This is a genomic window from Sphaerisporangium rubeum (genome assembly GCF_014207705.1).
GTDB lineage: Bacteria > Actinomycetota > Actinomycetes > Streptosporangiales > Streptosporangiaceae > Sphaerisporangium > Sphaerisporangium rubeum.
Genome location: NZ_JACHIU010000001.1, coordinates 2,282,894 through 2,308,034, shown reverse-complemented (window position 1 = coordinate 2,308,034; position 25,141 = coordinate 2,282,894). Strand labels below are relative to the sequence as shown.

The window sequence follows — 25,141 nt, the reverse complement described above, 5'->3', positions numbered from 1 at the left end:
CTCCGGCGGCAGGTGCGCGAGCCTGTGGACGGAGGCCGCGAACGGCCTCGTGGCCGGAGAGACCCGGAGAGACCCGGAGAGACCCGGAGAGCGCGGTACGTATGGGGGTGAAACGGCGCCGAGTCGCGTAGGGGTTCCGGTCTTCGGCACAATGTTCGATATGGCCCGACGGAACACCGCACCCCCGCTGGACGAGGACTTCGAGGAACGCATCGTCGACATCGACGTGTCGGCCGAGATGCGTACCAGCTTCCTCGAGTACGCATACTCGGTGATCTACCAGCGCGCGCTGCCCGACGCGCGCGACGGCCTCAAGCCGGTCCAGCGCCGCATCCTCTACTCGATGAGCGAGATGGGCCTGCGGCCCGACCGGGGGCATGTGAAGTCCTCACGTGTGGTCGGGGACGTGATGGGCAAGCTCCACCCCCACGGCGACACGGCGATCTACGACGCGCTCGTGCGCATGGCGCAGCCGTTCTCGATGCGGTTGCCGCTGGTCGACGGCCACGGCAACTTCGGCTCACCGGACGATCTGCCGGCCGCCATGCGGTACACCGAGGCGCGGCTGGCCCCCGCGGCCATGCTCATGGTGCAGTCGATCGACGAGGACACCGTCGACTTCAAGCCCAACTACGACGGCCAGGAGACCGAGCCGACGGTCCTGCCGAGCGCCTTCCCCAACCTGCTGGTGAACGGCGCGGCCGGCATCGCGGTCGGCATGGCGACCAACATGGCGCCGCACAACCTCAACGAGGTCATCGCCGCGGCGCGCCACCTGATCGACCACCCCGACGCCACGCTTGACGATCTGATGCGGTTCGTCCCCGGCCCCGACCTGCCGACCGGTGGCCTGATCATGGGCCTCGCCGGCATCCGCGACGCGTACGAGTCGGGCCGTGGCACGTTCCGCATGCGGGCCAGGACCACGATCGAGCAGGTCACACCGCGCCGCAAGGGCATCGTGGTCACCGAGCTGCCGTTCAACGTCGGGCCCGAGCGCGTCGTCACCAAGATCAAGGAGTTGGTGACGTCCAAGCGGCTGCTCGGCATCGCCGACCTCAAGGACCTCAGTGACCGGCACAAGGGCCTGAGCCTGGTCATCGAGATCAAGAACGGCTTCCATCCCGAGGCGGTGCTCGCCGAGCTGTACCGGCTCACGCCGATGGAGGAGACGTTCGGCATCAACAACGTCGCGCTGGTCGACGGCCAGCCGCGCACGCTCGGGCTGCGCGAGCTGCTGCGGGTGTACGTCGACCACCGCATCGACGTGGTGCGGCGGCGGTCGCAGTTCCGGCGGCGCAAGCGCGAGGACCGGCTCCACCTGGTGGACGGCCTCATCGTGGCGCTGCTGAACATCGACGAGGTCATCGCCGTCATCCGTTCCTCCGAGGACACCGCCGACGCGCGCGCGCGGCTGACGCAGGTGTTCGACCTGTCGGAGATCCAGGCCTCCTACATCCTCGACACGCCGCTGCGCCGCCTCACCAAGTACGACCGGCTGGAGCTGGAGACCGAGCGCGAGACCCTGCGTGCGGAGATCGCCGAGCTGACCGCGATCCTGTCCTCGGACGACCGCCTGCGCAAGGTCGTGTCGGCCGAGCTGAAGGACGTCGCCAAGACCTACGGCACGCCGCGGCGCACCGTGCTGCTGGAGGCGGACGCCGTCCCGGTCGCCGGCGGCATCCCGCTGGAGGTCGCCGACGACCCGTGCCTGGTGCTGCTGTCCTCCACCGGCCTGCTGGCCCGCACCAGCGGCGCCGAGCCGCTCGGCGCGGGAGAGGAGCGGTCCTCACACGACGTGCTGGTGTCGGTGGTGCGCACGACGGTGCGCGGAGAGGTCGGGGTGGTGACCTCGGCCGGACGGCTGATCCGGGTGTCGGTGGTCGACCTGCCCACGCTGCCGCCGTCCAGCTCACCGCCGTCGCTGTCGGGGGGGCATCCGGTGAGCGAGTACGTCACGTTGTCGGCGGGTGAGACGGTCATCGGGCTCGGGTCGCTCGATCCGTCCGGGCCGGGGCTGGCGCTCGGCACGGCGCAGGGCAACGTGAAACGGGTGGTGCCGGAGTACCCGGCCAACCGGGACGAGTTCGAGGTGATGGGCCTCAAACCGGGGGACACCGTGGTCGGGGCCGTGGAGCTGACGTCCGAGGAGCACGACCTGGTGTTCGTCACGTCGGACGCGCAGTTGCTGCGGTTCCCCGCCTCGTCGGTGCGTCCCCAGGGCCGGCCCGCCGGCGGCATGGCGGGGATACGGCTCGGGGACGGCGCACGGGTGATCTGGTTCGGCGCGGTCGACGCCGCGCAGGAGTCCCGTGTGGTCACCGTGGCCGGGGCCGCGGACGCGCTGCCGGGGACCGGCACGAGCGGCGTCAAGATCGCCGACTACGCCGAGTTCCCCCCCAAGGGCCGCGCCACCGGCGGGGTCCGCGCGCAGCGGTTCCTCAAGGGTGAGGACCGCCTGATCCTCGCCTGGGCCGGCCCGGCTCCGGTCAAGGCTGTGTCCTCGACCGGCAAGCCGGTGCCGCTGCCGTCCGAGCTCGGCCGCCGCGACGGGTCCGGCACGGCGCTCCCCCATCCGATCGCCGCACTCGGCGGCGCGCTCGGGGCCGTGGCCATCCCGGCACCGGGGCTCGGCGTGCCTGCCGTGGAGGAGACCGACTGACGGCCGTCCCCGGCGCGCCGCACTCGGCAGTCGGCGCGCCGGGTCCGCTCGCGCCATGGGGCCGATCGGCAGGCGGCCGGTCGGCGGACGGTCGATCGGCAGGTGGCCGGTCGGCGGACGGTCGATCGGCAGGTGGCCGGTCGGCATGCGGTCAGTCGGCGTCCACCAGGCAGAAGGGGTGGCCGGCGGGGTCGGTGTAGACGGTGAAGTCCTTGCCGGGCTGGTGCGCGTGCTTCTGCGCTCCGAGGGCCTCGACCTGGCGGCCCGCCTCGGCGCGGTTCACGACGGTCACGTCCAGGTGGAACTGCTGCGGGTGCGCCGAACCGGGCCACACGGGAGGCCGGTGATCCTCGACGCGCTGGAACGAGATGCGGTAGCCGGCGCCGTCCTCCGCCAGGGTGACCCAGTCGTCGTCCTCGTACGTCACCGGCCAGCCGATGACGGCCGAGTAGAAGCGGGCCAGGGCCCTTGGGTCGGGACAGTCGAGGACCACGGCGCGCATCGTCGCGATCGGCGGCATGAGGAGGCTCCTCTCCGGGATATGTGAGACGGCTGCCGGCAGCCGGTACCGGTTCGCCGGGGTACCTGCCCGCGGGACGTGGGTGAAACCGGATGGCCGACAATGGTCACATGGCTGTGTCTTCATTCATGGTTCCGCTGGGTTCCCCGGCACCGGAGTTCGATCTGCCCGCCGTCGACGGCACGCGGGTGTCGCTGACCGATCTCAAGGGTGCCTCCGCGACTCTGGTGATCTTCCTGTCCAACCACTGCCCGTACGTGCGGCGGATCGAGGAGGGCATCGGGGCCCTCGCGTCCGACTACGCGGGCCGGGTCGCGACCGTCGCGATCTGCAGCAACGACGTGGCGAACTACCCCGACGACGGCGCCGCGCGCCTGGCCGAGCAGGCGGCGCGAGCCGGCTTCACGTTCCCGTACCTCGTGGACGAGTCACAGGAGGTGGCGCACGCCTACCGAGCGGCCTGCACACCGGACTTCTTCCTGTACGACGGCGACCTGCGGCTGGCGTACCGCGGGGAGTTCGACGACGCGCGTCCGTCCAACCAGGTCCCGGTGACGGGGTCGTCGCTGCGCCGCGCGATCGACGCGGTCCTCGCCGGCCAGGAGGCGCCGGGAGACCAGGCGCCGAGCCTCGGCTGCGGCATCAAGTGGAAGCCGGGCAACGAACCCGCCTAGCACTCCACGAGAGGCTACGAAGCCAGCAGATCGAAGTGGAAGCCCACCACGACGCAGACCAGCGCGCCGATCCGCATGATCGTCACGTTGCGTTCGTGGGCCAGCAGGCGCGCCACCTGCTCCTGAACCCACATCAGCACCAGTCCAGGCGCGTAGAACAGAAAGAGCGGACCGAAGATCACCAGGACCATGGTCACGAGGAAGGCGGCGACGTAGAGCACGAACCTGATCACCGGGATGTCGGGCATCCGTTCCACCAGGTCCAGCAGGAAGAACAAATGCTCCGCCGCGGCCGGCGCCAAGAAGAACGCCGACCCGTAACAGGCCAGCACGAGCAGGCAGCCACCTTTCCTGATGGCGGGAGCCAGGCGCCGCAGACGCTCGGCACCGATGATGTCCAGCAGGAGGGTCAGGCCGCCTGCGAAGCTCAGGATCTTCCCGATACGGCCCACCCACACCATGGACATGACACCGAAGAGATCATGACCGAGCGTGGACTTCCCTTCCCACCACATCCCCCAGGCCTCGAAGTAGTTGATGCTCGCCACGACCGGAGCGTAGAAGCGGGCCGGCGATACCGCCAGTGGTCCGAGGAGACGTCGCGATCACGGCGGAACCTTCGCTCGTAGCGGCATTCTCCGGCCGCGGCCGACAGCGTGGTCAGCGGCGCACGGCGTCCCCCCGGGCCACCGGGGGGATGGCCGTGAGGAGTTCCCACGGCTCGCCTTCTGACCAGAAGTCGATGAGTTTCGCGACGGCTTCCACCGGCTCGAAGTCGCCGAGGCCGTGCGGGCCGAAGCAACCGGCGTCCTCCAGGGCGAGGATCAGCGGGTCGTCCTCGGGGAGCGCCTGCGCGTAGGCGGCGGCGTCCAGCAGGGCCAGTGCGCAGCGCGCGTTCCAGGCGCCGTCGTTGCGCTGCACACGGTCCAGGCGCCATCTGGCCCGGCCGCGCAGGTAGCCGGCCACCGAATCGTTCATGCCCACGATGAGGAACCCTCCCACGAACCACACTCCGAGTGACTTCATCATCACCCCGAGCGACGGCGCGGTGCGGGATCTTTACGATCCTGATTCCGGACCCACCCACTGCTATTACGGATTTCGGCATCCGGGAAGATTGGTGGCATGACCGGAGCTTTTGACGACCTGCTGGCCGCCAATGAGAAGTACGCGAAGAACTTCTCGATCTCCTCTCTGACCGGCCGTGCCGCGCGCACCCTGGCCGTGGTCACGTGCATGGACTCGCGCATCGACCCGCTCGGCCTGCTCGGGCTCAAAGCCGGTGACGCGAAGATCCTGCGCAACGCCGGGGCCCGGGTGACCGACGACGTGCTGCGCACGCTCGTGCTCGCCGTCTACCTGCTCAACGTGGACCGCGTGCTCGTGATGCCGCACACCGACTGCCGTATGGCCAAGTCAACCGACGAGGACGTGCACCGCCTGCTCCTCGACGACTTCGGGATGGACACCCGGAGCCTGGAGTTCCACACGGTGCCCGACCAGGACGCGGCCCTGCGCCGCGACCTCGTGCGCATCCGCACCTACCCCTACCTGCCGGAGCGGCTGAACGTCGGTGGCGCGGTGTACGACGTGCACAGCGGCAAGCTCATGCCTGTCGAAGTGTGATCGAGCACGCCTGGGCCGGGGCCTCACGCTCCGGCTCAGGCGTCGATGCTGTCGCGGTCGACCTCGGTGGCGTTGCTCACCAGGAACTCGCGGCGCGGCGCCACGTCGCTCCCCATCAGCAGGCTGAAGATCTGCTCGGCGGCCTCGGCGTCCTCGATGCGCACGCGCCGCAGCGTGCGGTGCCGCGGCTCCATGGTGGTCTCGGCGAGCTGGTCGGCGTCCATCTCACCAAGGCCCTTGTAACGCTGGATGGGGTCCTTCCAGCGGCGGCCCCGGCGCTCCAGGTCGCGCAGAGTGCGCTGGAGCTCGGCGTCGGAGTAGGTGTAGACGTACTTGTCCTTGCCTCTGCCGGGGTTGGTGATCTCGATGCGGTGCAGCGGCGGCACCGCGGCGAACACCCGGCCGGCCTCGATCATGGGCCGCATGTAGCGGTGGAACAGGGTGAGCAGCAGGCACCGGATGTGCGCGCCGTCCACGTCGGCGTCGGCCATCAAGATGACCTTGCCGTACCGCGCGGCCTCGATGTCGAAGCCGCGGCCCGAGCCCGCGCCGATCACCTGGATGATCGCGGCGCACTCGGCGTTCTTCAGCATGTCGGCGACGGACGCCTTCTGGACATTGAGGATCTTGCCGCGGATGGGGAGCAGGGCCTGGAACTCCGAGTCGCGGGCCGCGCGCGCGGTGCCGAGCGCCGAGTCGCCCTCGACGATGAACAGCTCGCTGCGGTCCACCGCGTCACTGCGGCAGTCGACCAGCTTGGCGGGCAGCGCGGAGTTCTCAAGAGCGCTCTTGCGCCGCTGGGTGTCGCGGTGCTCGCGCGCGGCGATGCGGGCCTTGGCGGCGGCCACGATCTTCTCGAGGACGGCGCGCAACTGGAGCTTGTGCGCGCGCTTGGTGCTGGCGAACAGCTCCTTGAGCTCCTTGGAGACCACATGGGACACGATGCGGCTCGCCGCGGAGGTGCCGAGCACCTCCTTGGTCTGCCCCTCGAACTGCGGCTCGGGCACCCGGACGGTCACCACGGCGGTGAGCCCTTCCAGGATGTCCTCCTTGGTGACCGGGTCGTCGCCGTTCTTCAGCAGGCGGGTCTCGCGGAGCTGCTCGTTGACGGTGCGGACCAGGGCCCTCTCGAAGCCGCTGACGTGGGTGCCGCCCTTGGGAGTGGCGATCACGTTGACGAACGACCTGACGGCCGACTCGTAGCCCTTGCCCCAGCGGATCGCCACGTCCACCAGGAGCTCGCGCTCGACCTCGGTGGAGGTCATGTGACCCTGCTCGTCCAGCACCGGGACGGTCTCGTGGAAGTGGCCCGAGCCCTGCAGGCGCATCACGTCGCACACGGCCTCGTCGCGGGCCAGGAACTCGGTGAACTCCGAGATGCCGCCGTCGAAGCGGAACTCCTCGGAGATCGGCTCCTCGCCCCGCGCGTCGAGCACCATGATGGTGAGACCCGGCACGAGGAACGCGGTCTGCCTGGCGCGGACGTGGATCTCGTCGAGCGAGACCTCGGCCTCGCGCAGGAAGATCTGCCGGTCGGCCCACCACCGCACGCGGGTGCCGGTGCGCCTTGCGCGCAGCGGGCCGCCGTCACGCAGGCCGGACTTCTTCTTGAACCGGGCCGTCGGCCCGTCCCCGTCGAAGACGCCGGGCACGCCGCGCCGGAAACTGATCTCGTGGATCCGGCCGTCCCTGTCGACCTCGATGTCGAGCCGCGAGGACAGCGCGTTGACCACCGAGGCGCCGACGCCGTGCAGGCCGCCTGACGCGGTGTAGGACCCGCCGCCGAACTTGCCGCCGGCGTGGAGCTTGGTGTAGACGAGCTCGACACCGGCGAGGCCGGTCTTGGGCTCGATGTCCACAGGGATGCCACGGCCGTCGTCGCGGACCTCTATGGACCCGTCGGCGGACAGCTCCACCTCGATGCGCGTGCAGAACCCGGCCAGCGCCTCGTCCACGGCGTTGTCGACGATCTCCCAGAGGCAGTGCATGAGACCGCGGCTGTCAGTCGAACCGATGTACATGCCGGGACGCTTACGGACGGCCTCAAGGCCCTCCAGCACCGACAGGTGGCGGGCGGTGTAGCCCGTCTCCGCGCTGACTGCGGTCACTCCCACTCCCACTGAACATCGAACATGTGTGCGTAGCCTACCGTTTCCGCTGCCACGCCGCCCCTAAGCGTCCCACCACTACGGTGTACTGCGTCGTCCCGCGGCGGAATCACCTCACTTAACGACACATTCTGCTCTCGGCGTATCGCGGGCACGATTGGGAACGTCCGCCGCGGGTTAGATGTTGTGCCAAGTGACTGACGCCAAAATCCCCACGTCAGTGGGGTGACCCGAAAGGCGATACGTGACTGGAGCTCTCGCCCCCACCAAGCCGCTGACCGCCGTGGACCGGTGCGACCGGTGCGGCGCCCAGGCGTACATCCGCGCGTCTCTCCCCGTGGGCGGGGAGCTGTTGTTCTGCGCCCACCACGGGCGACGGCACGTCGCGGCTCTGCGCGACAAGGGTGCCGAAATCCAGGACGAGTCGGCACGGCTCAGCGAAACCCCTTCGACCGCGACCAACGACGAGCGCTGAGCCCCTGCTCGACGCTCCGCATCCAATAGATCACAACCGCACACCAGACGCGGCGGCACGGTGCCCTGACGGGCTCTGACCCCGCCGCGTGCCATGGCGGGACGCCGGCACATCCGGCGCCCCGCAGAGGATCGCCGGGACGCTTAGGGCTCGCCAGGTCCCCTGACCTGGGCGGGCGCTAGGATCGCGCCGTGCTGATCCTGTTGCCGCCGTCCGAGGGAAAGGCCGCCGAAGGCGACGGCCGGCCCCTGGACCTGGACGCCCTGAGCTTCCCCGCGCTGACCTCGGCCCGGGAGAAGGTCCTCGACGCGCTCACCGCCGTGGCCCGCGGGCCACAAGGCGACGCGCTGGCCGTCCTCGGCCTCACCCCCGGCCAGGCCGGGGAGCTCGCCGTCGACCGTGAGCTGCGCACCGCCGCCACGCTGCCGGTGGGCCGGCTGTACACCGGGGTCCTGTACGACAACCTGGGCCTCGCCACCTTGGACGCCGCCGCGCGCCGGCGCGCGGGCCGCTCCGTGATCGTGTTCTCGGGCCTGTGGGGCGCGCTGCGCCTACGGGACCGCGTTCCCCCCTACCGGTTGTCCATGGGGGTGCGGCTGCCGCCTCTCGGCGGTCTGGCGGCCCACTGGCGGCCGTTCCTCACCGAGGCCCTCGGCTCCGAACGGGGGCTCGTCGTCGATCTGCGTTCCTCGACCTACGCCGCCGCCTGGCGGCCGGCGTCACCGGCCGTCACGATCCGGGTGCTGCGTGAGGTGAACGGCGCGCGCTCGGTGGTCAGCCACATGGCCAAGGCGACCCGTGGCGCGGTCGCGCGCTCCCTGCTCGAAAGCGCGGCGAGCCCCCGCAGCCCGAAGGCGCTCGCCGCGCTGCTCACCGAGATCGGTCACACGGCCGAACTCGGCCCGCCGCCGAAGGCCGGCGATCCGTGGACCGTGGACATCGTCATCAGTTCGTGATGTTCAGTCGCGAGCAGGCCTTGCCGTACTCCTTCGCCGGGTCACCGAGATGCGACCACGGCAGAGTGCTGAATCTACCGGCCGTGCGGGAAAGGTGACCGCGAGCGGGCCGGCGCATGTCGGCCAGGTAGAACGCCGCGCCGAACGCGTTGTGCGCCTCCACGGCCCTCGGGTGCGGGGGGCCGCCGCGGCCGTCGTGCCACAGGCCGGCCGCCACGGTGAGCTCCCGCTGCACCTCGAACGAATCCCATAATCGCGACCGGCTCACCCGCTCGGCGGACATGTACTCGAAGTAGGCCAGCGGCAGCAACGCCGACATCGGGTCACCGGTGCGGGCCCGGGTCGCGGAGGCGCGGGCGAAGGCCAGCATCTCCTGGGTCGTGCCGCCCCAGCCCGGCGACAGGCTGACGAGGCGGGCCACGGCGGTCGCGTACAGACGCGGCGCGCGGGCCATGGCTTCCTCGTAGATCTCGTCGCGTTCCCGCCTCGGCCACTCCAGGCCGATGGCCATCCACAACAGGCAGATCCACGGCACCGGATCGTCCGGCGCGAGCCGCGCCGCGGTGTGCAGCGGCGTTCTCGCGGACTCCATGGCACGCTGGTACATCTGTAACCGGTCGGCCTGCACGGCCCGCGCGCGCACGTCCGGTTTGACGTGCCAGGCCTCTTCGATACGGACCCGGGCCAGCCACAGCCACAGATCGGGATTGGCTCGGTCTCGCGACAACAGGGCCTCGATGCCCCCGGTGAGACCCACGGCGGCCCTTCCCAGCGCCTCCACACGTAGAGCGCGCACCTCGTGGTCCCCCCGGGAACCGACGAGAGCGGGAAGGGCGTATTCGAGGTGCCCACGCCCTAGGGCATGCACGGCCTCGTCGAGCACGTCGTCCGTCCACGGACGGCCTGCGATCAGTCGTGGCCCCCGAGCACGAGCCCGATCCACTTCGATCACACCCATGGCGCGGAGCCTAGAAAACGTCAAGACTTACGGCGCTACCGGAGGGTTACGGCCATGTTAACCCCCAGTCCGAACCCCCGCGTCAACCCTCCCCCACCACCTCCCAACCCCCAAGCCCCCCTAACCCACCCTCACCACCCCAAATCAATCACCCTCACCCCCACCTCCTCCACCACCCACCCCCCAGAACCCCCCCAAATCTCCATCAATCCCCCGCTAAGAACCACCAACTACCCAGCGACCGACGACACCTGCCCGTGCCGATCAATCACACCACCTACCCGCGGCGACCACACACACCACGTCGCCCGCAGCGACCCCAAGCACCGTCCCACTCCTGTCGACCCAAGCACCGCCTTACCCCTGGCGACCACACACACCACGTTGCCGTGGCGACTACAAGCACCGTCCTACTCGTGGCGACCACACACACCGCGTTGCCGTGGCGACCACACACACCGCGTTGCCGTGGCGGCCACAGGCACCGCGTCGCTCGTGGCGACCACAAGCACCGTCCTGCTCGTGGCGATCCAAGCACCGCCTTGCCCGTGGTGGCCCCCACGGAGCCGGGGTTTGGAGCGGTCTCGGCGGACCTTCCGCACCGTCACGTCGGTGTGCTGGTTTTGGCGCCGACGCGGTGGGGTGTGGTGCGGTGGTTCCGGCGCCGCGGTACGGCGGCTCACCGGTCAGTCGTCGGCACGTCGGACGCTCACGGCCATTGTGAGCTGGGCCGCCTGCCAAGGGTAGACGCTTGTGACCTGCTGGTCAGGAACACGATCCCCCTCGGGACGTAGTGGGTGGCCTCCGGCGTGTTGGAGTGATGATCCGCCGGTCAGCGGCCTTCAAGACGATTGCCGAGAGGGCTTTGGAGGGGGTATGGGAATTGCCGCATTGGTCAAGGCCCGTACGGCGGCTTCGGGCCGTCATGCAATGACCGGAATCGTGTGTTCTATCCAGTGGGTTCGACGTACGGCAAACAGAGATCACCGCGCAGTGACCTGGTCGCACTGACCACCCCGTTTCACCCTCACGAGCAAGCGGGTAACCGCCGTGTGTCCCACATCGACCGTCCAGGACCGACCCGGCCACCACAGACCGGCGGACCACCGTACGATGGCGCCGAATTCACCGCACCACGACCCACCGCCTCGGCGCCAATCGAGAACGCGCCGACGGCACGACACGAAAAGGTCATCGCGCAGTGACATAGTCCACTGACCACCGCGTTTCACCGTCACAAGCGATCAGGTAACCGCCGTGTGTCCCACACCGATCGTCCAGGACCGACCCGGCCACCACAGACCGGCGGACCACCGTACGATGGCGCCGAACTCACCGCACCACAACCCACCGCCTCGGCGCCAATCGAGAACGTACCGACGGCACGACAGGGAAAGGCCATCGCGCCAGGAATCGGCGACCGCTGGCTCGCGCCATATGCGTGACGGGACGCCATATGCGTGACGGGAATCGTGTGTTCTATCCAGTGGGTTCGACGTACGGCAAAGAGAGATCACCGCGCAGTGACCTGGTCGCACTGACCACCTCGTTTCACCATCACGAGCAAGCGGGTAACCGCCGTGTCCCACATCGGCCGTCCAGGACCGACCCGGCCACCACCGACCGGCGGACCACCGTACGATGGCGCCGGATTCACCGCACCGCAACCCACCGCGTCGGCGCCAGTCGAGAGCGTGCCGACGGCACACACGGAGAGGTCATCGCGCCAGGAACTGGCGACCGCTGGCTCGCGCCAAGGGCCAGTGGCGGCTGGCCGGCATCATGGACCAAAACTGTCGATCCGCGCCACGGACCGAAGGGCCCACCCGACTACGAATCAAAACGGCCGGTCCGCACCATGGACGAATGACGGCCGGCACGCGCCACGAACCAAAACGGCCGACCCGCACCACGGCCGGTAGCGGCCGGCCCGCACCACGGCCGGTAGCGGCCGGCACCACGGACCTAAACGGCCGGCCCGCGCCACGGCCGATAGCGGCCGGCCCGCACCACGGACCTAGACGACCGGCACCACGGACCTAAACTGCCGGCCCGCACCACGGACCTAAACTGCCGGCCCGCGCCATGGACCTACGAGGGCGGCCCGCATCATGGGCCAGTGGCGGCTGGCCGCATGTGGATGCGAGGGTGGTGGAGCCGGGCTGGTTGGGGGTGGTGGCCACCTTGGGGTGGGTGGGGTGGTGGCCACCGGGGTGGGTTAGTCGAGGTAGTCGCGGAGGACTTGGGAGCGGGAGGGGTGGCGGAGTTTGGACATGGTTTTGGATTCGATCTGGCGGATGCGTTCGCGGGTCACGCCGTAGACCTTGCCGATTTCGTCCAGGGTTTTGGGCTGGCCGTCGGTGAGGCCGAAGCGCATGGAGACGACGCCGGCTTCGCGTTCGGACAGGGTGTCCAGGACGGAGTGGAGTTGCTCCTGCAGGAGGGTGAAGCTGACGGCGTCGGCGGGGACGATGGCTTCGGAGTCCTCGATGAGGTCGCCGAACTCGCTGTCGCCTTCTTCGCCCAGTGGGGTGTGCAGGGAGATGGGCTCGCGGCCGTACTTCTGGACCTCGACGACCTTTTCGGGGGTCATGTCGAGTTCGCGGGCCAGCTCTTCGGGGGTGGGCTCGCGGCCGAGGTCCTGGAGCATCTGGCGTTGCACACGGGCCAGCTTGTTGATGACCTCGACCATGTGCACCGGGATGCGGATGGTGCGGGCCTGGTCGGCCATGGCGCGGGTGATCGCCTGCCGGATCCACCACGTGGCGTAGGTGGAGAACTTGTAGCCCTTGGTGTAGTCGAACTTCTCGACCGCGCGGATCAGACCGAGGTTGCCCTCCTGGATCAGGTCCAGGAACAGCATGCCGCGACCGGTGTAGCGCTTGGCCAGGGAGACGACCAGGCGGAGGTTGGCCTCCAGCAGGTGGTTCTTGGCGCGGCGGCCGTCCTCGGCGATCCATTCGAGCTCGGCGCGCACGTCGACGGGCAGTCGCTCGCCGTCGGTGGCGAGCTGCTCCTCGGCGAACAGGCCGGCCTCGATGCGCTTGGCCAGCTCGACCTCCTGCTCGGCGTTCAGCAGGGGGACCTTGCCGATCTGCTTGAGGTAGTCCTTGACCGGGTCGGCGGTGGCGCCGGCGGCGGCGACCTGCGCGACCGGCGCGTCGTCGTCGTCATCGGAGATGATGAGGACTTCGTCGTCGGACTGCGGCTCGGTGCCGGTCTTCGCGGCCTCCTCGGCCTCGACCTCGGCCTCGACCTCGGTGTCGGGCTCGCCCTCGGAGTCCGTGTCGGACTCGCTCTCGGACTCGGTCTCCGCCTCGGCGTCCACCTCGACGTCGAGGTCGAAGTCCTCGAGCTCGAGGTCGCCCTCGATCTCGAGATCCTCGTCGTCCTCGGAGGCGACCTTCGGCTTGGTTTCGATCTTTGGCGATGGCGACGCGGGCACGGCGACCTCCGGCTTGGCCTTCTTGGCGAGGGCGGCAGGGGTGGGGACCTTGGCAGGCGCGTCGGTGGCGGGCGCGGCGGCGCTCTTCGCCGGGACGGCCTTCTTGGCCGCGGGCTTCTTGGCCGCCGGTTTCTTCGCGGCCGGCTTCTCGCCGGTCGCGGCTGCCTCGCCTCCGGCACCGCTCACCACGGCCGTGACGGTATCGGGCTGCTCCTTGGCCGCCGCGGTGGCGGGCTTGGTCTTCTTGACGGGGGCGGCGGTGCGACGCTTGGCCGGGCCACGAGACCTCTTGGGGGCCGCCGAGTCCGCGGCGGTCACCACGACGGTCACACCCTCCTTGCTGAGGTTCCTGAGGAACCCAGCGGCGTGCGACATCGGGATGTCCGCCTCCTCGAAGGCCTTACGGACATCCTCGGACTCGAGGAAACCCTGCGAGCGCCCACGCTCGATCAGTCGCTGAATGACGGGCTCGTTCAGCTCAGACGACGGCTTCGAGCGAGTCGAACTTGCAGGCGACACGAACACCTCTCGAACGAACGCATGGTGAGAATGGACCCAGGTGCCCGCTAGGGGCGCTTGCTTCTTTTCGGTGGTGGGCCGTGCGAACCGCGACGTACCTGCCCAGCATTGTGGCATGACCCCGCAGTCCTTACGGCCGCCTCACGGCGGTTGCCCCTCCACCCTAGGCCGACCGGAACAGTAGTGCGTACGGAAGCGGGTCACCGATACCCGAAAGCAACCCTTATGACTGATTCATTCAGTCACTCTTTGTGGCGGCAGGCACGTGGACGGCGAGCACAGTGACGTCATCGTCCTGCTCATACCCCGCCAGCATGCGATCCACCAGGAAGTCAAGCAACATGTGCGGATTTCCCAGGACCTCTGGGGGTGCCTCGCCGACGACAGAACAAAGTTCTGCCAGCCCGGCGTCCAGGCCGCGCTTGCGGTTCTCCACCAGACCGTCGGAGTAGAGCACCGCGGTGTGGCCCGGCGGGACGGAGAACTTCAGCTGCTTGCGGGTGGTCGGCCAGCCGAGCGGCGTGCCCGGCTCGCCCTCCGCCAGCACCGCCGTGCCCTGTGGGGAGACCAGCAGAGGCGGCGGGTGACCGGCCAGGGCCAGCGTGCCCTCACCGCTGCCGGGCTCGACGACCATGTAGGCCAGGGTGGTGACCTGCTCTTCCTCCTCGGTGGCGCCGAACACCCGGTCGAGACCGGTCAGCACGGCCGCGGGAGGCGGGTTGGTCAGCGCGAGGGCCCGCATCGCGTTGCGGATGCGGCCCATGCCCGCCGCGGCCTTGACGCCCTTGCCCATGACGTCGCCGACCACCGCGGCCACCCGGGAGTCCTCCAGGAGGAACGCGTCGTACCAGTCGCCACCCACCTGGACGTGCCTGCTGCCGGACCTGAACCGCTGCGCGAGGACCACGCCGGGGATCACCGGCAGCCGATCAGGCAGCAGGCTGCGCTGGAGCGTCTCGGCGGTGCGGTGCTCGCGCTCGAACAGCGTCGCGCGCTCCACGGCGAGCGCGCACTGGCCGGCGAGCGCCTCCAGGAAGACGCCGTCCTCCTGGGAGATCTTCTGCGGACGGGTGTGCGCGAACCTGAGCGCGCCGAGCGCACGGCCCGCCGCGAGCAGCGGCAGCCCCACCCAGGACCGCTCGTCGCTGTGCTCCAGGAACCCCGCGATCGTGGCCTCGTCCGCGCCGGCCTCCACGAGCTGGGCTCGCAGGCTCTCGGGGGACTCGGCGAACACCGGCCGCCGGCTGTTGACGGCCATGGTCATCACGCTGGCATGGCCGAGCGGGATCTCCTCACCGGCGACACCCGGGATGTCGGGCATGCCGCCGCTGTTGGTGAGCTTGAGCACGGCGCGGTCGGTGTCGAGCAGCGCCACGGCGGACCGGTCGGCGGCCAGCGCGGTGCGGCCCACGTCGATGATCACCTGGACGACCTGCTCGACGGTGAGCGCCTCGGCCAGCATGGCGGTGGCGCCCTGCAGCCTGGCCGTGCGCAGCGCGGCGGCGCCGAGCTGGTCGGTGAGCCTGCCGCGCATCTCCTCGGCCTCACGCTGCGGCGTGACGTCGCTGTTGGCGCCGACCCACTCGACGACGCGGCCGTGCCGGATGATCGGCACCGCGCGCACCTCGAAGTGGCGGTAGCCGCTGGCCCTGGTGCGGACCCGGTAGCTCCACTCGAACATGGTGCGGCCGCGCAGAGCCTCGCGCCACGCCTCTTCCGCGGCGGGACGGTCGTCGGGGTGCACGACCTCGAGCCAGCCGTGCGCGAGGTACTCCTCAAGGCTCTGGCCGGTGATGGCACGCCACTGCGGCGCGTCCTCGATGACGGCGCCGGACGGCGCGGTGATCCACACGAGCTGCTGCTGCGACTCGACCAGCGAGCGGTAGCGCTCCTCGCTGCGGCGCAGCTCCTCCTCGGTGAGCTGGCGCTCGGTGACGTCCACGCCGAACAGCGCGACCCCGGCGAGCGCGCCCTTGTCGCCGTGGATGGGGTAGAACGACAGGACCCAGTGGCGGATGCCGCCGGTGGAGGAGGCGGCGCGCAGGCGCTGGTCGCCGTTGGCGACGGCGCGGTGCTCTTCGAGCACGCGGTTGAGCGCGGCCTCGACAAGGGAGGCGAACTCGCCGGAGAGTGCCTCGGCCACGGAGCGGCCCACCAGGTCGCCGGCGGTCAGCCCGCCGATGTCGGCGAAGCTCTGGTTGACCCGGGTGAACCTGCCGCCGGTGTCGAAGAACGCGAAGGCGAACGGGGCCTCGGCCAGCAAGCCCTCGAAAAGGGCGGGGTCTGAGATGTCCACACCCGACTCCCGGGGACGGGGCACGGAGGTTTCGGCGCTCATGGTCGGCACCTCCGTCGCGTGCCAGGGTCTCCCACGAGGCACATCTCCATAACTGTGATTGGTAGCGCGGAACTGCACTACATCATCGGCGATGCGCACGCGCGGACGGAAGCCCCGGCCGCGATGCGGTCAACGCATCCTGTCAAAAAGCCACCGCCGTGTGCAGCGAGATCGGCCGACTTTCTCGTCACCGGCCCCGGGCTCCGCACGGTCTTCGGCGGATCGGCGAAACCCTCCCTCCGCGCTCCGCCGCCGCGGGACCCGCTCCCGCGGCACGGCGCGGCCGGACGGCAGCCGGACGCGCCCGGAGAACAGCTTCCCACAGGTTGGGCCGCGAGGTGCGGGAGTACCCCTAACCCTTACGGGACAAGGGGTTGACAGCTTGGCGAGACACGATGGAATTGGATACGCACGTCCCCTCAGAGCACTGCACGGGGGTGACCATGCCCCCGGCCTTCCGGGAGATTGCGAACGCCTATCATGCCTGCTCTCGCACTGCGTCCGTCCGGGGGAACCACCGATCCGCGTACCGTCGCGCCACCCGCGCCTGTCGTCGCCCGCCTCTCCGGCGAGTTCGCCGGCGTGCCCGTGGAACTCATCGGCAGATATGTGCGCGATGTGTCGGCCTGCGCCGCACACCTCGGCGTCGAGGCGACCGCCGCCGTCGTGGAGCGTCTGGCCCGTGAGCGCCTGCTGGCCCTCGCGTGGTCGGCCCCGCTCCTCGAACCCGCGAGGTCACGCCGCTGAGCCGGCGGATCTCCCCGATCCATAACACAGCTCTCATATGACGCATATGGGCCATAAGCGGATGATTCACATGGGTCACGACCGGATGGCTCCAGAGGGCCATGACCGGCCTCGCTGACCGGCCCACTGGGAGGAAAGTAAGAATTTCCGGGTAACAGCGGGGTCACCGGCGTGCGTTCCGCGCGACGTCCGGCCGGAGAATGCGAGAGGGTAAGGAGCGTGAGCCGCCGACGACGACGCGCCCCCAGGGGCACCCGACCGCCGGACGACGTGTTCGCCGAGATGCTTCTCGCGGCACGAGAGCTTCTCGCCGTGCGCACTCCGCTGGACGCCGAGCTGATGGTCTCCGACATGCTCGGCGCGTGGTGGGGTCGCCGGCTGCGCCGTGGGGACGTCGAGGAGTTCCTCGGCGAGGGCCTGGTCGAGTACGCCGCCAAGGCCGGCACCCCGGCCGCGCTCACCCTGCTCATCGCCATCGCCTACCTCGGCACCTCCCGCCAGGCCGCCAAGGCCGAGGGGGCCGCGCTCGCGCTGATGGAGTCGGACGTCGCACGGCCCCGCTGGGCCGAGCGGGTCGGCGCCGTCAAACCGCGCGGGTGCTACGTCTCACGTGACGCCTACGGCGACCAGGACACCGTGGTGTGCACCTTCGCCTACCGCACGGACACCCCCGGCACGGCCGGGGCCGCGGCCTCCGCGCACGCGCGGGTCGCCGCCGAGGCGGCCGCCGGCCGCGCGGGTGAGCACCAGCCGGGTGTCCCCGCCGCGCGGCCCGGGCCCGACGCCGCGGCCCAGGTACGGGAGACCCGTCCCGCGTCTCAGGAGACGGCCCAGGTGGCGTCCGAGGAGCCGCACGCGCTGGTGGTGGTCGTCGACTACAACATGCGCGGCATGGCCCGCGACGCGTGGGTCTCCTCCGAGGTCGACGAGCTGCTGGTGCGTGCCGACGCCGAGGCCGCGGGCAATCCCATGCTGCGGTTCGAGGAGCTGGAGCCCAAGCAGGCCCGTGCGCTGCTGGAGTTCGCGATGCGGGCCACCGCCGAGTCCCTCGGCCGCAAGTCCCCCGCGGCCGTCAGCGAGGGCTACAGCGCCTTCCACGCCTTCGCGCGTGCCCGCATCAAGGCGCTGCCTCCCGGACGCAAGCGGCCCGCGCCGCTGTTCAGCGAGGCGCCGTACAGCAGGGACCGCCGCGCCATGCTGGCGGCCGAGTTCCTCGCCTCAGACTTCGCCGAGCACCTGTCGGACCCCTCGGCGGCCTCGCGGTGCGCCGACCACATCATCGACTACGGCTGCGACCAGGACTTCAACCGGCCGTTGCGGGTCAGCCCCACCAAGTGCGAGACGTTCCTGCTCGACTGGCTGCCGCGCAAAGTCCTGCTCGACCCGGCCGAGCAGGAGGCCATGCCGCACGTCCTGCTGTCGTGGGTGCGGTTCGCGGCGCCGCGCACCGGCCTGCCGCAGGAGGGCCTGAAGGCCACGCTCGACGCCGTGTGGGAGGCCGCGGGCCGCTTCACCGAGGCCTACCGGGACCCGACGACGTTCGGGCTGGACCGCTCCCTGGTGCGCCGCCTGCTTCCCGACGGCGACCTGTCGGCCCTGGCGCGCCGCGCCTTCGCGTTCCCCTTCCTTGAGGGCACGCACGGCGACGTCGACCTGGAGTCGCTCCACCCGGCCGAGGACGCCGACCGGCGGGTGCTGCTGGAGATCGACCACATCGCCGACCACGACCGGCCGGACTTCGCCGAGCACCTGGCCTGGCACGAGGAGATCGCCACCCGCCTGTGGGACGGCGACCCCGAGCAGATGTGGGAGGCGGCCCAGCGCCTGCTCGACCTCGGCCACGACCGCCACGACGTCCTCCACGTCCTCATGGAGATCGCCGAGCGCATCGGCGACCACCCCGACGAGCTGGCCGCCGCCCTGGACGACATCGCCGACATCCCCGACGAACCACCGGACTGAGGGGCCGTCAGGCCGTGAAGCCGATGTCGGCGTAGCGCAGGGTGTAGAAGCCCGGAGCGCCGATGTTGGCGAGGGTGGCCTTGACCCCCCAGTTCTGCGGACGCTGGTAGAGAGGGATCACGTTGACCTCGCGCCAGATCATGCGGTCGGCCTCGTTGGTCTCGGCGCGGGCCCGGCCGGGGTCGAGGTAGGACGACGCGCGCCGCATCGCGGTGTCGATCTCGCGGCGGCCCGTACGGCCGAAGTTGGCGTTCCAGCGGGGCTTGCCGTCGGAGCCCTTCACGGCGGCGGCGTACGTGGCGTAGCTGCTGGAGACCGGGAAAGGCGTGCCGAAGTAGGAGAACGGCGCGATGTCGAAGTTGCCGGGGATGATGTACTTGGCGAAGAAGTCGTCACCCGGCACCGCCTGGATCGTGACCTTCACCCCGATGCGTTCGAGCATGGCCCGCGCCAGTTCCCCCTCGGACTTGCTGAGCTGCAACCCCGCCGGCACCACGAACCGCACGGTGAGCTCCGTGCCGCCGCGCCGCCTCGTGGGACTGGCCCGCCGCCAGCCCGCCTCGTCCAGCAGGCGCTCGGCGCGCGCCGGGTCGTACCTGCCGAGCTCACCGGAGTTGTCCTGGTAGCCCTCCTGGGTGTTCATGAAGAAGTGGTTGCCGAGCAGCGCGCCTTTCCACCCGAGGCCCTGCAGGTCGGACCGTGCGATGGCGTCGCGGTCCAGGCCGAGCGCGATGGCCTGGCGCACCTTGGGGTCCGACAGGGCCGGGCTCTCGCCGTTGACGGTGAAGTGCCGGAAGTCCGGCCCCGCGGCCTGCCGGATCACCGCGCCTTTGGCCCCCTTGGCGCGCGCGTAGTCGGGTGCGGACGGCCCGATGTCGAAGACGTCCAGCTCCCCGTTGGTGAACGCGCCGACGAGCGCCTCACCGTCGAGCGCGCGAAAAACGATTTTGTCCAGCTTGGCCCTGTCCCCCCACCACCGCTCGTCGCGGACGACCGTGACGGTCTTGGCGGTCTGGTCGAACGCCGCGAACCTGAACGGGCCCGCCGTGACGGGGATGCGGTTCAGCCACCCGGTGTTGAACGCCTGGGGGGTGGCGTTGGCCGAGCGCGGGTACAGGGGCCAGAACAGCGACTGCCACTCCGAGAACGGCGTCTGGAACGTGACCTTCACCTCGTGGTCGTTCTCGCCTTTCTCCACCGAGGCGATGTCCTGGTAGCCGGTGGTCGAGGCGACGTGGAAGTCGGGGTCGGCGCCGCGCATGGCCTTCCACTGCGCCTGGTAGTCCTGCCAGGTGATGGAGGTGCCGTCCGACCACCTGGCGCGGGGGTTCAGCGTGTACGTCACGACCTGGCGGGGGTTCGTGGCGGTCACCGTGGCCGCGGTCACGTAGTCGGTGTTGGGGGACGGCGCGGCCTTCTCGTCGGCGCGGAACGCGGCCGGCATCAGCGCGTCGACGACCTTCTTGACGTCGGCGAGGTTGCCGTCGACGTGGTTGAGGTTCCACTGGGCCGGGAACTCGGTGAGCCCCCACTGCAGCGTGCCGCCGTCGCGCACCCGTGACCGCGGCAGCGGGTTGACGTCGTACGCCTTGATCGCCTGCCGCGCGTCCCCGGCGTGCCGTCCGGCCCTCTCGCCGCCGCTCCCGCACGCGGCGGACGGCAGGACGGCCGTCAGCGCGAGCACCGCCGCGGCTCCGCGCGTCCACAAGGAGAGACGGCGTGCGGATCTCCGGGTTGCTGTCACGATTCCTCCACGTTCGTCGGCGGGTCCGCCGGCCACCTGAGGTGGTCCGGATCGGCCGCGGACTTCTGGAACGATCCACTATGGGCGAGACGTCCGGGGTAGTGGCAGGCCGCGCCGTGCTCGGCCTCCCCGGCGACCTGCCGTATCTCGGGCCGCTCGTCGGCACAGCGCTTGCGCAGCGGCTCGGGAAGCGTCCGGTAGGCGGGGCAGCGGCCGCGGAACCGGCAGCCGGACGGCGGCCGCGCCTGGCTCGGCACCTCGCCGTCCAGCAGGATCCTGCGCCGCTCACGCTCCTTGCGCGGGTCGGGGATCGGCACGGCCGACAGCAGGGCCTCGGTGTAAGGGTGCGCCGGCGCGCCGTACACCCGCTCCACGGGGCCGATCTCGGCGATGCGGCCCATGTACATCACGGCCACCCGGTCGGCGACGTAGCGCACCACGGCGAGGTCGTGCGCGACGAACAGGTAGGACAGGCCGAGTCTGTCGCGCAGCGACCCCAGCAGGTTGATCACGCCGGCGCGCACGGAGACGTCGAGCGCCGACACCGGCTCGTCCAGCACCACCAGCCGGGGTTCGAGAGCGAGGGCCCGCGCGATGGCGACGCGCTGCCGCTGGCCGCCGGAGAAGTGCCGCGGGTACCGGACGGCGTCCGCCGGGTCGAGCCCGACCAGCCGCAGCAGCCGCCGCACCCGGCCCGCGACGTCGCCGCGGCCGTGGGTGACCAGGGGCTCGGCGACGATGTCGTGCACCGTCATGCGGGGGTCGAGGGACGCCAGAGGGTCCTGGAAGACCACCTGCATGCGGGCCCGCACGGCCATGCGCTCGCGGGCCGTGAGCGTGGAGGCGTCCCTGCCGAACACCGTGACCCGGCCCTGCTGCGGCGCGGTGAGCTCCAGGATCTGCATGAGCGTGGTGGTCTTGCCGCACCCCGACTCCCCCACCAGTGCGAGGGTCTCGCCCTCGCGGATGTCGAAGCCGACGCCGTCCACCGCGCGCACGCTGCCGGCGCGCCGCCGCAGCACACCGCCTCTGACCAGCGGGTGGTGCTTCACCAGCCCTTCGACCTCCAGCACCACCGGCCGCGCCGGCCGCGGCGCCGTCGCGTCGGCGGCGAGGGCCGGCGTCTCACCGGCCGCCGGAGAGCCGAGGCGAGGAACGGGCTCACGGCGCTCCTCAGGCGACTCTCCACGGCCGGGAACGAGCCCTACGCGCGGAGGATGTCCGCCGGACGGCTCGGCGGCCCTCAGGCACGCCGCGTGGTGGCCGGGGGTGATCTCGGTCAGCGGCGGCTCGGCCTCGCGGCAGCACGGCAGGCGGGCCGCGCAGCGCGGCTCGAACGGGCAGCCGGGGGGGAGGGCCGCGGGGGACGGCGGCCCGCCTTCGATCGGGGTGAGCGGCAGGTCGCGGCCGGCGTCCACGCGTGGCACCGAGCCCAGCAGCCCGCTGGTGTACGGCATGCGCGGACGTTCGTACACCTCGCACACCGGCCCGACCTCGACCGCGCGGCCCGCGTACATCACCAGGACCCGGTCGGCGAGGCCCGCCACCACCCCGAGGTCGTGGGAGATGAGCACGACGGCCGCGCCGGTCTCGGCCCTGGCGCGTCTCAGCACCTCGATGACCTGGGCCTGGATCGTGACGTCGAGAGCGGTGGTCGGCTCGTCGCAGATGATGACGTCGGGGTCGTTGGCGATGGCCATGGCGATCACGGCGCGCTGCCGCATGCCGCCGGAGAACTCGTGCGGGAAGGCCCTGGCCCTGCGGCGCGGGTCGGGGATGCCGACGAGGCCGAGCAGCTCGACGGCGCGCTCGGCCGCCGCGCGCCTGCTCACCCGCTGGTGCACCCGCACGGCCTCGGCGATCTGGTCGCCGACGCGGTGGACCGGGGTCAGCGCCGACAGAGGGTCCTGGAAGACCATGGAGATGGCCCGGCCGCGGAACGCCGCGAGCCGCCGGTCCGGCAGGCCGACCAGCTCGGTGCCGTGCAGCCGCACCGAACCGCCGACCTTCGCCTGACGGGGCAGCAGGCCCATCACTGCGAGCGCCGCCGCCGACTTGCCCGCCCCCGACTCCCCCACCACGCCGAGCACCTCGCCGGCCCGCAGGCTGAAACCGAGGCCGCGCACCACGGGAACGCCGCCGAACCGCACCGACAGGTCGCTGACCTCAAGCACCGGCGCGGTCTCCCCGGTGCCGGACCCGGTGCTGGACCCGGTGCCGGACACGGCGCGGAACGCGGGACGGCCCGCCATGGCGGCCCCGGTGCCGGTGCGGCCGGTCACCTGGCGCACCCACCGGGGTCGAGCGCGTCGCGCAGCGCGTCGCCGATGAGGTTGACGGCGAGGACGGTGACCACGAGCACACCGGCGGCGAACCAGAACGTCCACGGCGCGTACACGGCCGTCGTGGCGCCGTCGGCGATCAGGCCGCCGAGCGAGACGTCGGGGGGCTGCACGCCGAACCCGAAGTACGACAGGCTCGTCTCGGTGAGGATGGCCGCGCTGACGTTGAGCGTGGCGTCCGCCACCAGCAGCGAGGCGAGGTTCGGCAGGACGTGCCTGAAGATGATCACCGGAGGGCTCACCCCCATGTAGCGCGCCGCTCTGATGTACTCGCGCTCCTTGATCGACCTGGTCATGCCGCGGACGATCTTCGAGGTGATCATCCACAGGAACAGCGCCAGCATGACGGCGAACAGCAGCCAGCGTCCCCCGGTGAACAGCGGCGACATGACGGCGAGGATCAGGAACGCCGGCAGCACCAGCAGCAGGTCGGTCATCCACATGACGGCGCGGTCGGTCCAGCCGAGGAAGTAGCCCGCGAACGAGCCCGCCACCGCCGCGAAACCGGTGGACAGCACCGCGACCAGCAGGCCGACGATCAGCGACTTCTGCGCGCCGCGCATGGTCAGCACGAAGACGTCCGACCCGCTCTGCGTGGTGCCGAACCAGTGGAGCGCGGACGGCGGCCGCAGGAACGCCTGGAAGTCCAGCTCGTCGGGGGCCCACGGGGAGACCAGCGGCCCGGCGAACGCCAGCAGGAACATCGCCAGCAGCACCGCCGCGCCGAGGCGGCCGCGCCGCGCGCGCAGGAACAGCGCGGCCACCACGCGCAGCCGCGTCGGGGCCGGGGTGCGCGTGGCGGCGGCCTCGGCCAGTTCCTGCTCGGGGAGGGTCGTCATGTCAGCCCGCCCGCACCCTCGGGTCGAGGACGGCATGCAGCACGTCGGAGGCCAGCGAGGCGAGCAGGACGGCGAACGCGGCGAAGCAGCTGATCGCGGCGACGGTGTTGACGTCGTTGGCGCGCACGGACGCGACGAGCTCCTCGCCGAGGCCGTGCCACCCGAACACCGACTCGGTGATGGTGGCGCCGACCAGCAGGGAGCCGAAGGTGAACGCGAAGTAGGTGACGGCGGGGATGAGCGCCGTGCGCAGCGCGTGGCGCAGCAGCGCGGTGCGCCTGCGCAGGCCCTTGGCCATCGCGGTGCGGACGAAGTCGGCGTCCAGCACGTCGAGCATCATGGTGCGCTGGTAGCGGCTGTAGACGGCCATCTGGCCCACGGCGAGCGACACCGTCGGCAGGATCAGGTGCTTGGCACGGTCGAGCAGCCCCGCCGGCGTGCCGGCGTCGAGGCCCGGCGTGGCCTCGCCGCTGACCATGAAGAGCTGCGCGCCGAGGCGGTCGTTGACCCAGACGGCGCCGAGGATCAGCATGTTGGCCAGCACGACGGTCGGCACGGCGAGCACGGTGAACGCCGAGACCGACGACAGCCGGTCGAACCAGCCGTACTGCCGGACGGCCGCGGCGGCTCCGGCCAGCACCCCGGCGACGCCGCCGAGCACCGCGCCGGCCAGCACCAGCCGCAGCGTGACCCCGGCCCTGCGCGCGATCTCGGCGCCGACCCGGTCGCCGTTCCAGCTGTGGCCGAAGTCGCCGCGGAGCACGCCGCCGGCCCAGCGCAGATAGCGCTCGTGCAGGGGGGTGCGGTCGTTGAGGTTGTACATCGACAGGCGCGCGTCGACCACGGCCGGCGGCGGAGGGGGGTTGCGGCCCTCGTAGTTGGCCCTGGGGTCGAGCGCGGTGGCCGCCAGCAGGTAGGCGAGGCTGGTGGCGACCGCGATCAGCACGAGGTAACCCACCGTGCGGCGGAGCAGGAACCCGGCCATCGCCACCCTTCCGCAGCCTGTCGGTCGGCCGTGCGCCATCAGGTCCCTTGGCGGACCGGAGGCGCCGTCGCGAGGGTTTCCGCTTCCCTCCGTGCTCATACTGCTACATCCTGTGACCACCTGATGACAAGACAGTCGTCAACGGCCCCGGTGTCGGGGCCGTCTCACCGGATCGAGCGTCGTGCGCGTGCGGCACGGAGGCCGTCCCGCGGCCCGGCCGGCGCAGGCGTGCCAGGTGGAG

General features: G+C 70.9%; 18 protein-coding genes. 7 read left to right on the top strand and 11 right to left on the bottom strand.

What is annotated here, in order from left to right; all coding sequences use genetic code 11:
• The first annotated feature begins 160 nt into the window (after positions 1 to 160).
• Entirely contained in the window at positions 161 to 2,662 is a 2,502-nt protein-coding gene (locus BJ992_RS09830) for a DNA gyrase/topoisomerase IV subunit A (RefSeq protein WP_184979677.1), read from the top strand.
• A 151-nt stretch (positions 2,663 to 2,813) separates the two neighbouring features.
• Here BJ992_RS09830 and BJ992_RS09825 read toward each other — a convergent pair whose 3' ends face one another.
• Positions 2,814 to 3,182 (bottom strand): VOC family protein, encoded by a 369-nt coding sequence (locus BJ992_RS09825; protein WP_184979675.1) that lies wholly within the window; start codon positions 3,180 to 3,182, stop codon positions 2,814 to 2,816.
• Positions 3,183 to 3,292: 110 nt separating this feature from the next.
• Here BJ992_RS09825 and BJ992_RS09820 point away from each other — a divergent pair, with 110 nt between their 5' ends.
• The gene (locus tag BJ992_RS09820) at positions 3,293 to 3,856 is read left to right on the top strand and encodes a thioredoxin family protein (RefSeq protein WP_184979673.1); all 564 of its coding nucleotides are present in this window, start codon (positions 3,293 to 3,295) and stop codon (positions 3,854 to 3,856) included.
• 14 nt (positions 3,857 to 3,870) lie between these two features.
• Here the strand turns inward: BJ992_RS09820 and BJ992_RS09815 are convergent, their stop codons facing one another.
• Together BJ992_RS09815 and BJ992_RS09810 are read right to left on the bottom strand one after the other, a co-directional pair.
• The gene (locus BJ992_RS09815) at positions 3,871 to 4,404 is read right to left on the bottom strand and encodes a hypothetical protein (RefSeq protein ID WP_184979671.1); all 534 of its coding nucleotides are present in this window, start codon (positions 4,402 to 4,404) and stop codon (positions 3,871 to 3,873) included.
• A 112-nt stretch (positions 4,405 to 4,516) separates the two neighbouring features.
• Positions 4,517 to 4,834 (bottom strand): hypothetical protein, encoded by a 318-nt coding sequence (locus tag BJ992_RS09810; protein WP_246496590.1) that lies wholly within the window; start codon positions 4,832 to 4,834, stop codon positions 4,517 to 4,519.
• Between the two features lie 147 nt (positions 4,835 to 4,981).
• Here BJ992_RS09810 and BJ992_RS09805 point away from each other — a divergent pair, with 147 nt between their 5' ends.
• Positions 4,982 to 5,482 (top strand): beta-class carbonic anhydrase, encoded by a 501-nt coding sequence (locus tag BJ992_RS09805; protein WP_184979667.1) that lies wholly within the window; start codon positions 4,982 to 4,984, stop codon positions 5,480 to 5,482.
• A gap of 35 nt (positions 5,483 to 5,517) precedes the next feature.
• Here BJ992_RS09805 and BJ992_RS09800 read toward each other — a convergent pair whose 3' ends face one another.
• Complete coding sequence (locus BJ992_RS09800) at positions 5,518 to 7,590, bottom strand: DNA gyrase subunit B (RefSeq protein WP_184979665.1); 2,073 nt, start codon at positions 7,588 to 7,590, stop codon at positions 5,518 to 5,520.
• Positions 7,591 to 7,834: 244 nt separating this feature from the next.
• Here BJ992_RS09800 and BJ992_RS09795 point away from each other — a divergent pair, with 244 nt between their 5' ends.
• Both BJ992_RS09795 and yaaA read left to right on the top strand, forming a co-directional pair.
• A complete protein-coding gene (locus BJ992_RS09795) occupies positions 7,835 to 8,065 on the top strand; it encodes a DUF7455 domain-containing protein (protein ID WP_184979663.1) in 231 nt (76 codons plus the stop codon).
• A 191-nt stretch (positions 8,066 to 8,256) separates the two neighbouring features.
• Positions 8,257 to 9,021, top strand: a complete 765-nt coding sequence (gene yaaA / locus BJ992_RS09790; protein WP_184979661.1) for a peroxide stress protein YaaA — start codon at positions 8,257 to 8,259, stop codon at positions 9,019 to 9,021.
• On the opposite strand, the gene BJ992_RS09785 is transcribed toward yaaA, so the two are convergent.
• The 3 genes from BJ992_RS09785 to BJ992_RS09775 all read right to left on the bottom strand — a co-directional run bounded on the left by BJ992_RS09785 (position 9,011) and on the right by BJ992_RS09775 (position 16,281).
• Positions 9,011 to 9,817: a hypothetical protein gene (locus BJ992_RS09785; protein WP_343072578.1), complete on the bottom strand. Its 807-nt coding sequence runs from the start codon at positions 9,815 to 9,817 to the stop codon at positions 9,011 to 9,013. The two genes, yaaA and BJ992_RS09785, sit on opposite strands and share 11 nt — an antisense overlap.
• Positions 9,818 to 12,197: 2,380 nt before the next feature.
• Positions 12,198 to 13,943 carry an RNA polymerase sigma factor gene (locus tag BJ992_RS09780; RefSeq protein WP_343072577.1) on the bottom strand — a complete coding sequence of 582 codons (1,746 nt, stop codon included), beginning with the start codon at positions 13,941 to 13,943 and terminating at the stop codon, positions 12,198 to 12,200.
• Positions 13,944 to 14,181: 238 nt separating this feature from the next.
• Positions 14,182 to 16,281: a SpoIIE family protein phosphatase gene (locus tag BJ992_RS09775; RefSeq protein ID WP_184979655.1), complete on the bottom strand. Its 2,100-nt coding sequence runs from the start codon at positions 16,279 to 16,281 to the stop codon at positions 14,182 to 14,184.
• 480 nt (positions 16,282 to 16,761) lie between these two features.
• Here BJ992_RS09775 and BJ992_RS09770 point away from each other — a divergent pair, with 480 nt between their 5' ends.
• Entirely contained in the window at positions 16,762 to 17,028 is a 267-nt protein-coding gene (locus tag BJ992_RS09770) for a hypothetical protein (RefSeq protein ID WP_184979653.1), read from the top strand.
• A 282-nt stretch (positions 17,029 to 17,310) separates the two neighbouring features.
• Positions 17,311 to 18,990: a hypothetical protein gene (locus BJ992_RS09765; RefSeq protein WP_184987817.1), complete on the top strand. Its 1,680-nt coding sequence runs from the start codon at positions 17,311 to 17,313 to the stop codon at positions 18,988 to 18,990.
• A gap of 7 nt (positions 18,991 to 18,997) precedes the next feature.
• Here BJ992_RS09765 and BJ992_RS09760 read toward each other — a convergent pair whose 3' ends face one another.
• The 4 genes from BJ992_RS09760 to BJ992_RS09745 are packed head-to-tail and all read right to left on the bottom strand — an operon-like array spanning position 18,998 to position 24,900.
• Complete coding sequence (locus tag BJ992_RS09760; protein ID WP_343072576.1) at positions 18,998 to 20,734, bottom strand: ABC transporter family substrate-binding protein; 1,737 nt, start codon at positions 20,732 to 20,734, stop codon at positions 18,998 to 19,000.
• The gene (locus tag BJ992_RS09755) at positions 20,731 to 22,986 is read right to left on the bottom strand and encodes a dipeptide ABC transporter ATP-binding protein (protein ID WP_184987813.1); all 2,256 of its coding nucleotides are present in this window, start codon (positions 22,984 to 22,986) and stop codon (positions 20,731 to 20,733) included. The genes BJ992_RS09760 and BJ992_RS09755 overlap by 4 nt, the downstream gene beginning before the upstream one ends.
• Before the next feature lie 26 nt (positions 22,987 to 23,012).
• The gene (locus BJ992_RS09750; protein WP_184979651.1) at positions 23,013 to 23,915 is read right to left on the bottom strand and encodes an ABC transporter permease; all 903 of its coding nucleotides are present in this window, start codon (positions 23,913 to 23,915) and stop codon (positions 23,013 to 23,015) included.
• Position 23,916: 1 nt separating this feature from the next.
• Complete coding sequence (locus tag BJ992_RS09745) at positions 23,917 to 24,900, bottom strand: ABC transporter permease (protein ID WP_184987811.1); 984 nt, start codon at positions 24,898 to 24,900, stop codon at positions 23,917 to 23,919.
• Positions 24,901 to 25,141 lie beyond the last annotated feature (241 nt).

Coding starts and splice junctions, on each gene's coding strand:
- BJ992_RS09830 (WP_184979677.1), top strand. CDS start 161: ATGGCCCGACGGAACACCGCACCCCCGCTGGACGAGGACTTCGAGGAA.
- BJ992_RS09825 (WP_184979675.1), bottom strand. CDS start 3,182: ATGCCGCCGATCGCGACGATGCGCGCCGTGGTCCTCGACTGTCCCGAC.
- BJ992_RS09820 (WP_184979673.1), top strand. CDS start 3,293: ATGGCTGTGTCTTCATTCATGGTTCCGCTGGGTTCCCCGGCACCGGAG.
- BJ992_RS09810 (WP_246496590.1), bottom strand. CDS start 4,834: ATGAACGATTCGGTGGCCGGCTACCTGCGCGGCCGGGCCAGATGGCGC.
- BJ992_RS09805 (WP_184979667.1), top strand. CDS start 4,982: ATGACCGGAGCTTTTGACGACCTGCTGGCCGCCAATGAGAAGTACGCG.
- BJ992_RS09775 (WP_184979655.1), bottom strand. CDS start 16,281: ATGAGCGCCGAAACCTCCGTGCCCCGTCCCCGGGAGTCGGGTGTGGAC.
- BJ992_RS09770 (WP_184979653.1), top strand. CDS start 16,762: ATGCCTGCTCTCGCACTGCGTCCGTCCGGGGGAACCACCGATCCGCGT.
- BJ992_RS09765 (WP_184987817.1), top strand. CDS start 17,311: ATGCTTCTCGCGGCACGAGAGCTTCTCGCCGTGCGCACTCCGCTGGAC.
- BJ992_RS09755 (WP_184987813.1), bottom strand. CDS start 22,986: ATGGCGGGCCGTCCCGCGTTCCGCGCCGTGTCCGGCACCGGGTCCAGC.
- BJ992_RS09750 (WP_184979651.1), bottom strand. CDS start 23,915: ATGACGACCCTCCCCGAGCAGGAACTGGCCGAGGCCGCCGCCACGCGC.
- BJ992_RS09745 (WP_184987811.1), bottom strand. CDS start 24,900: ATGGCCGGGTTCCTGCTCCGCCGCACGGTGGGTTACCTCGTGCTGATC.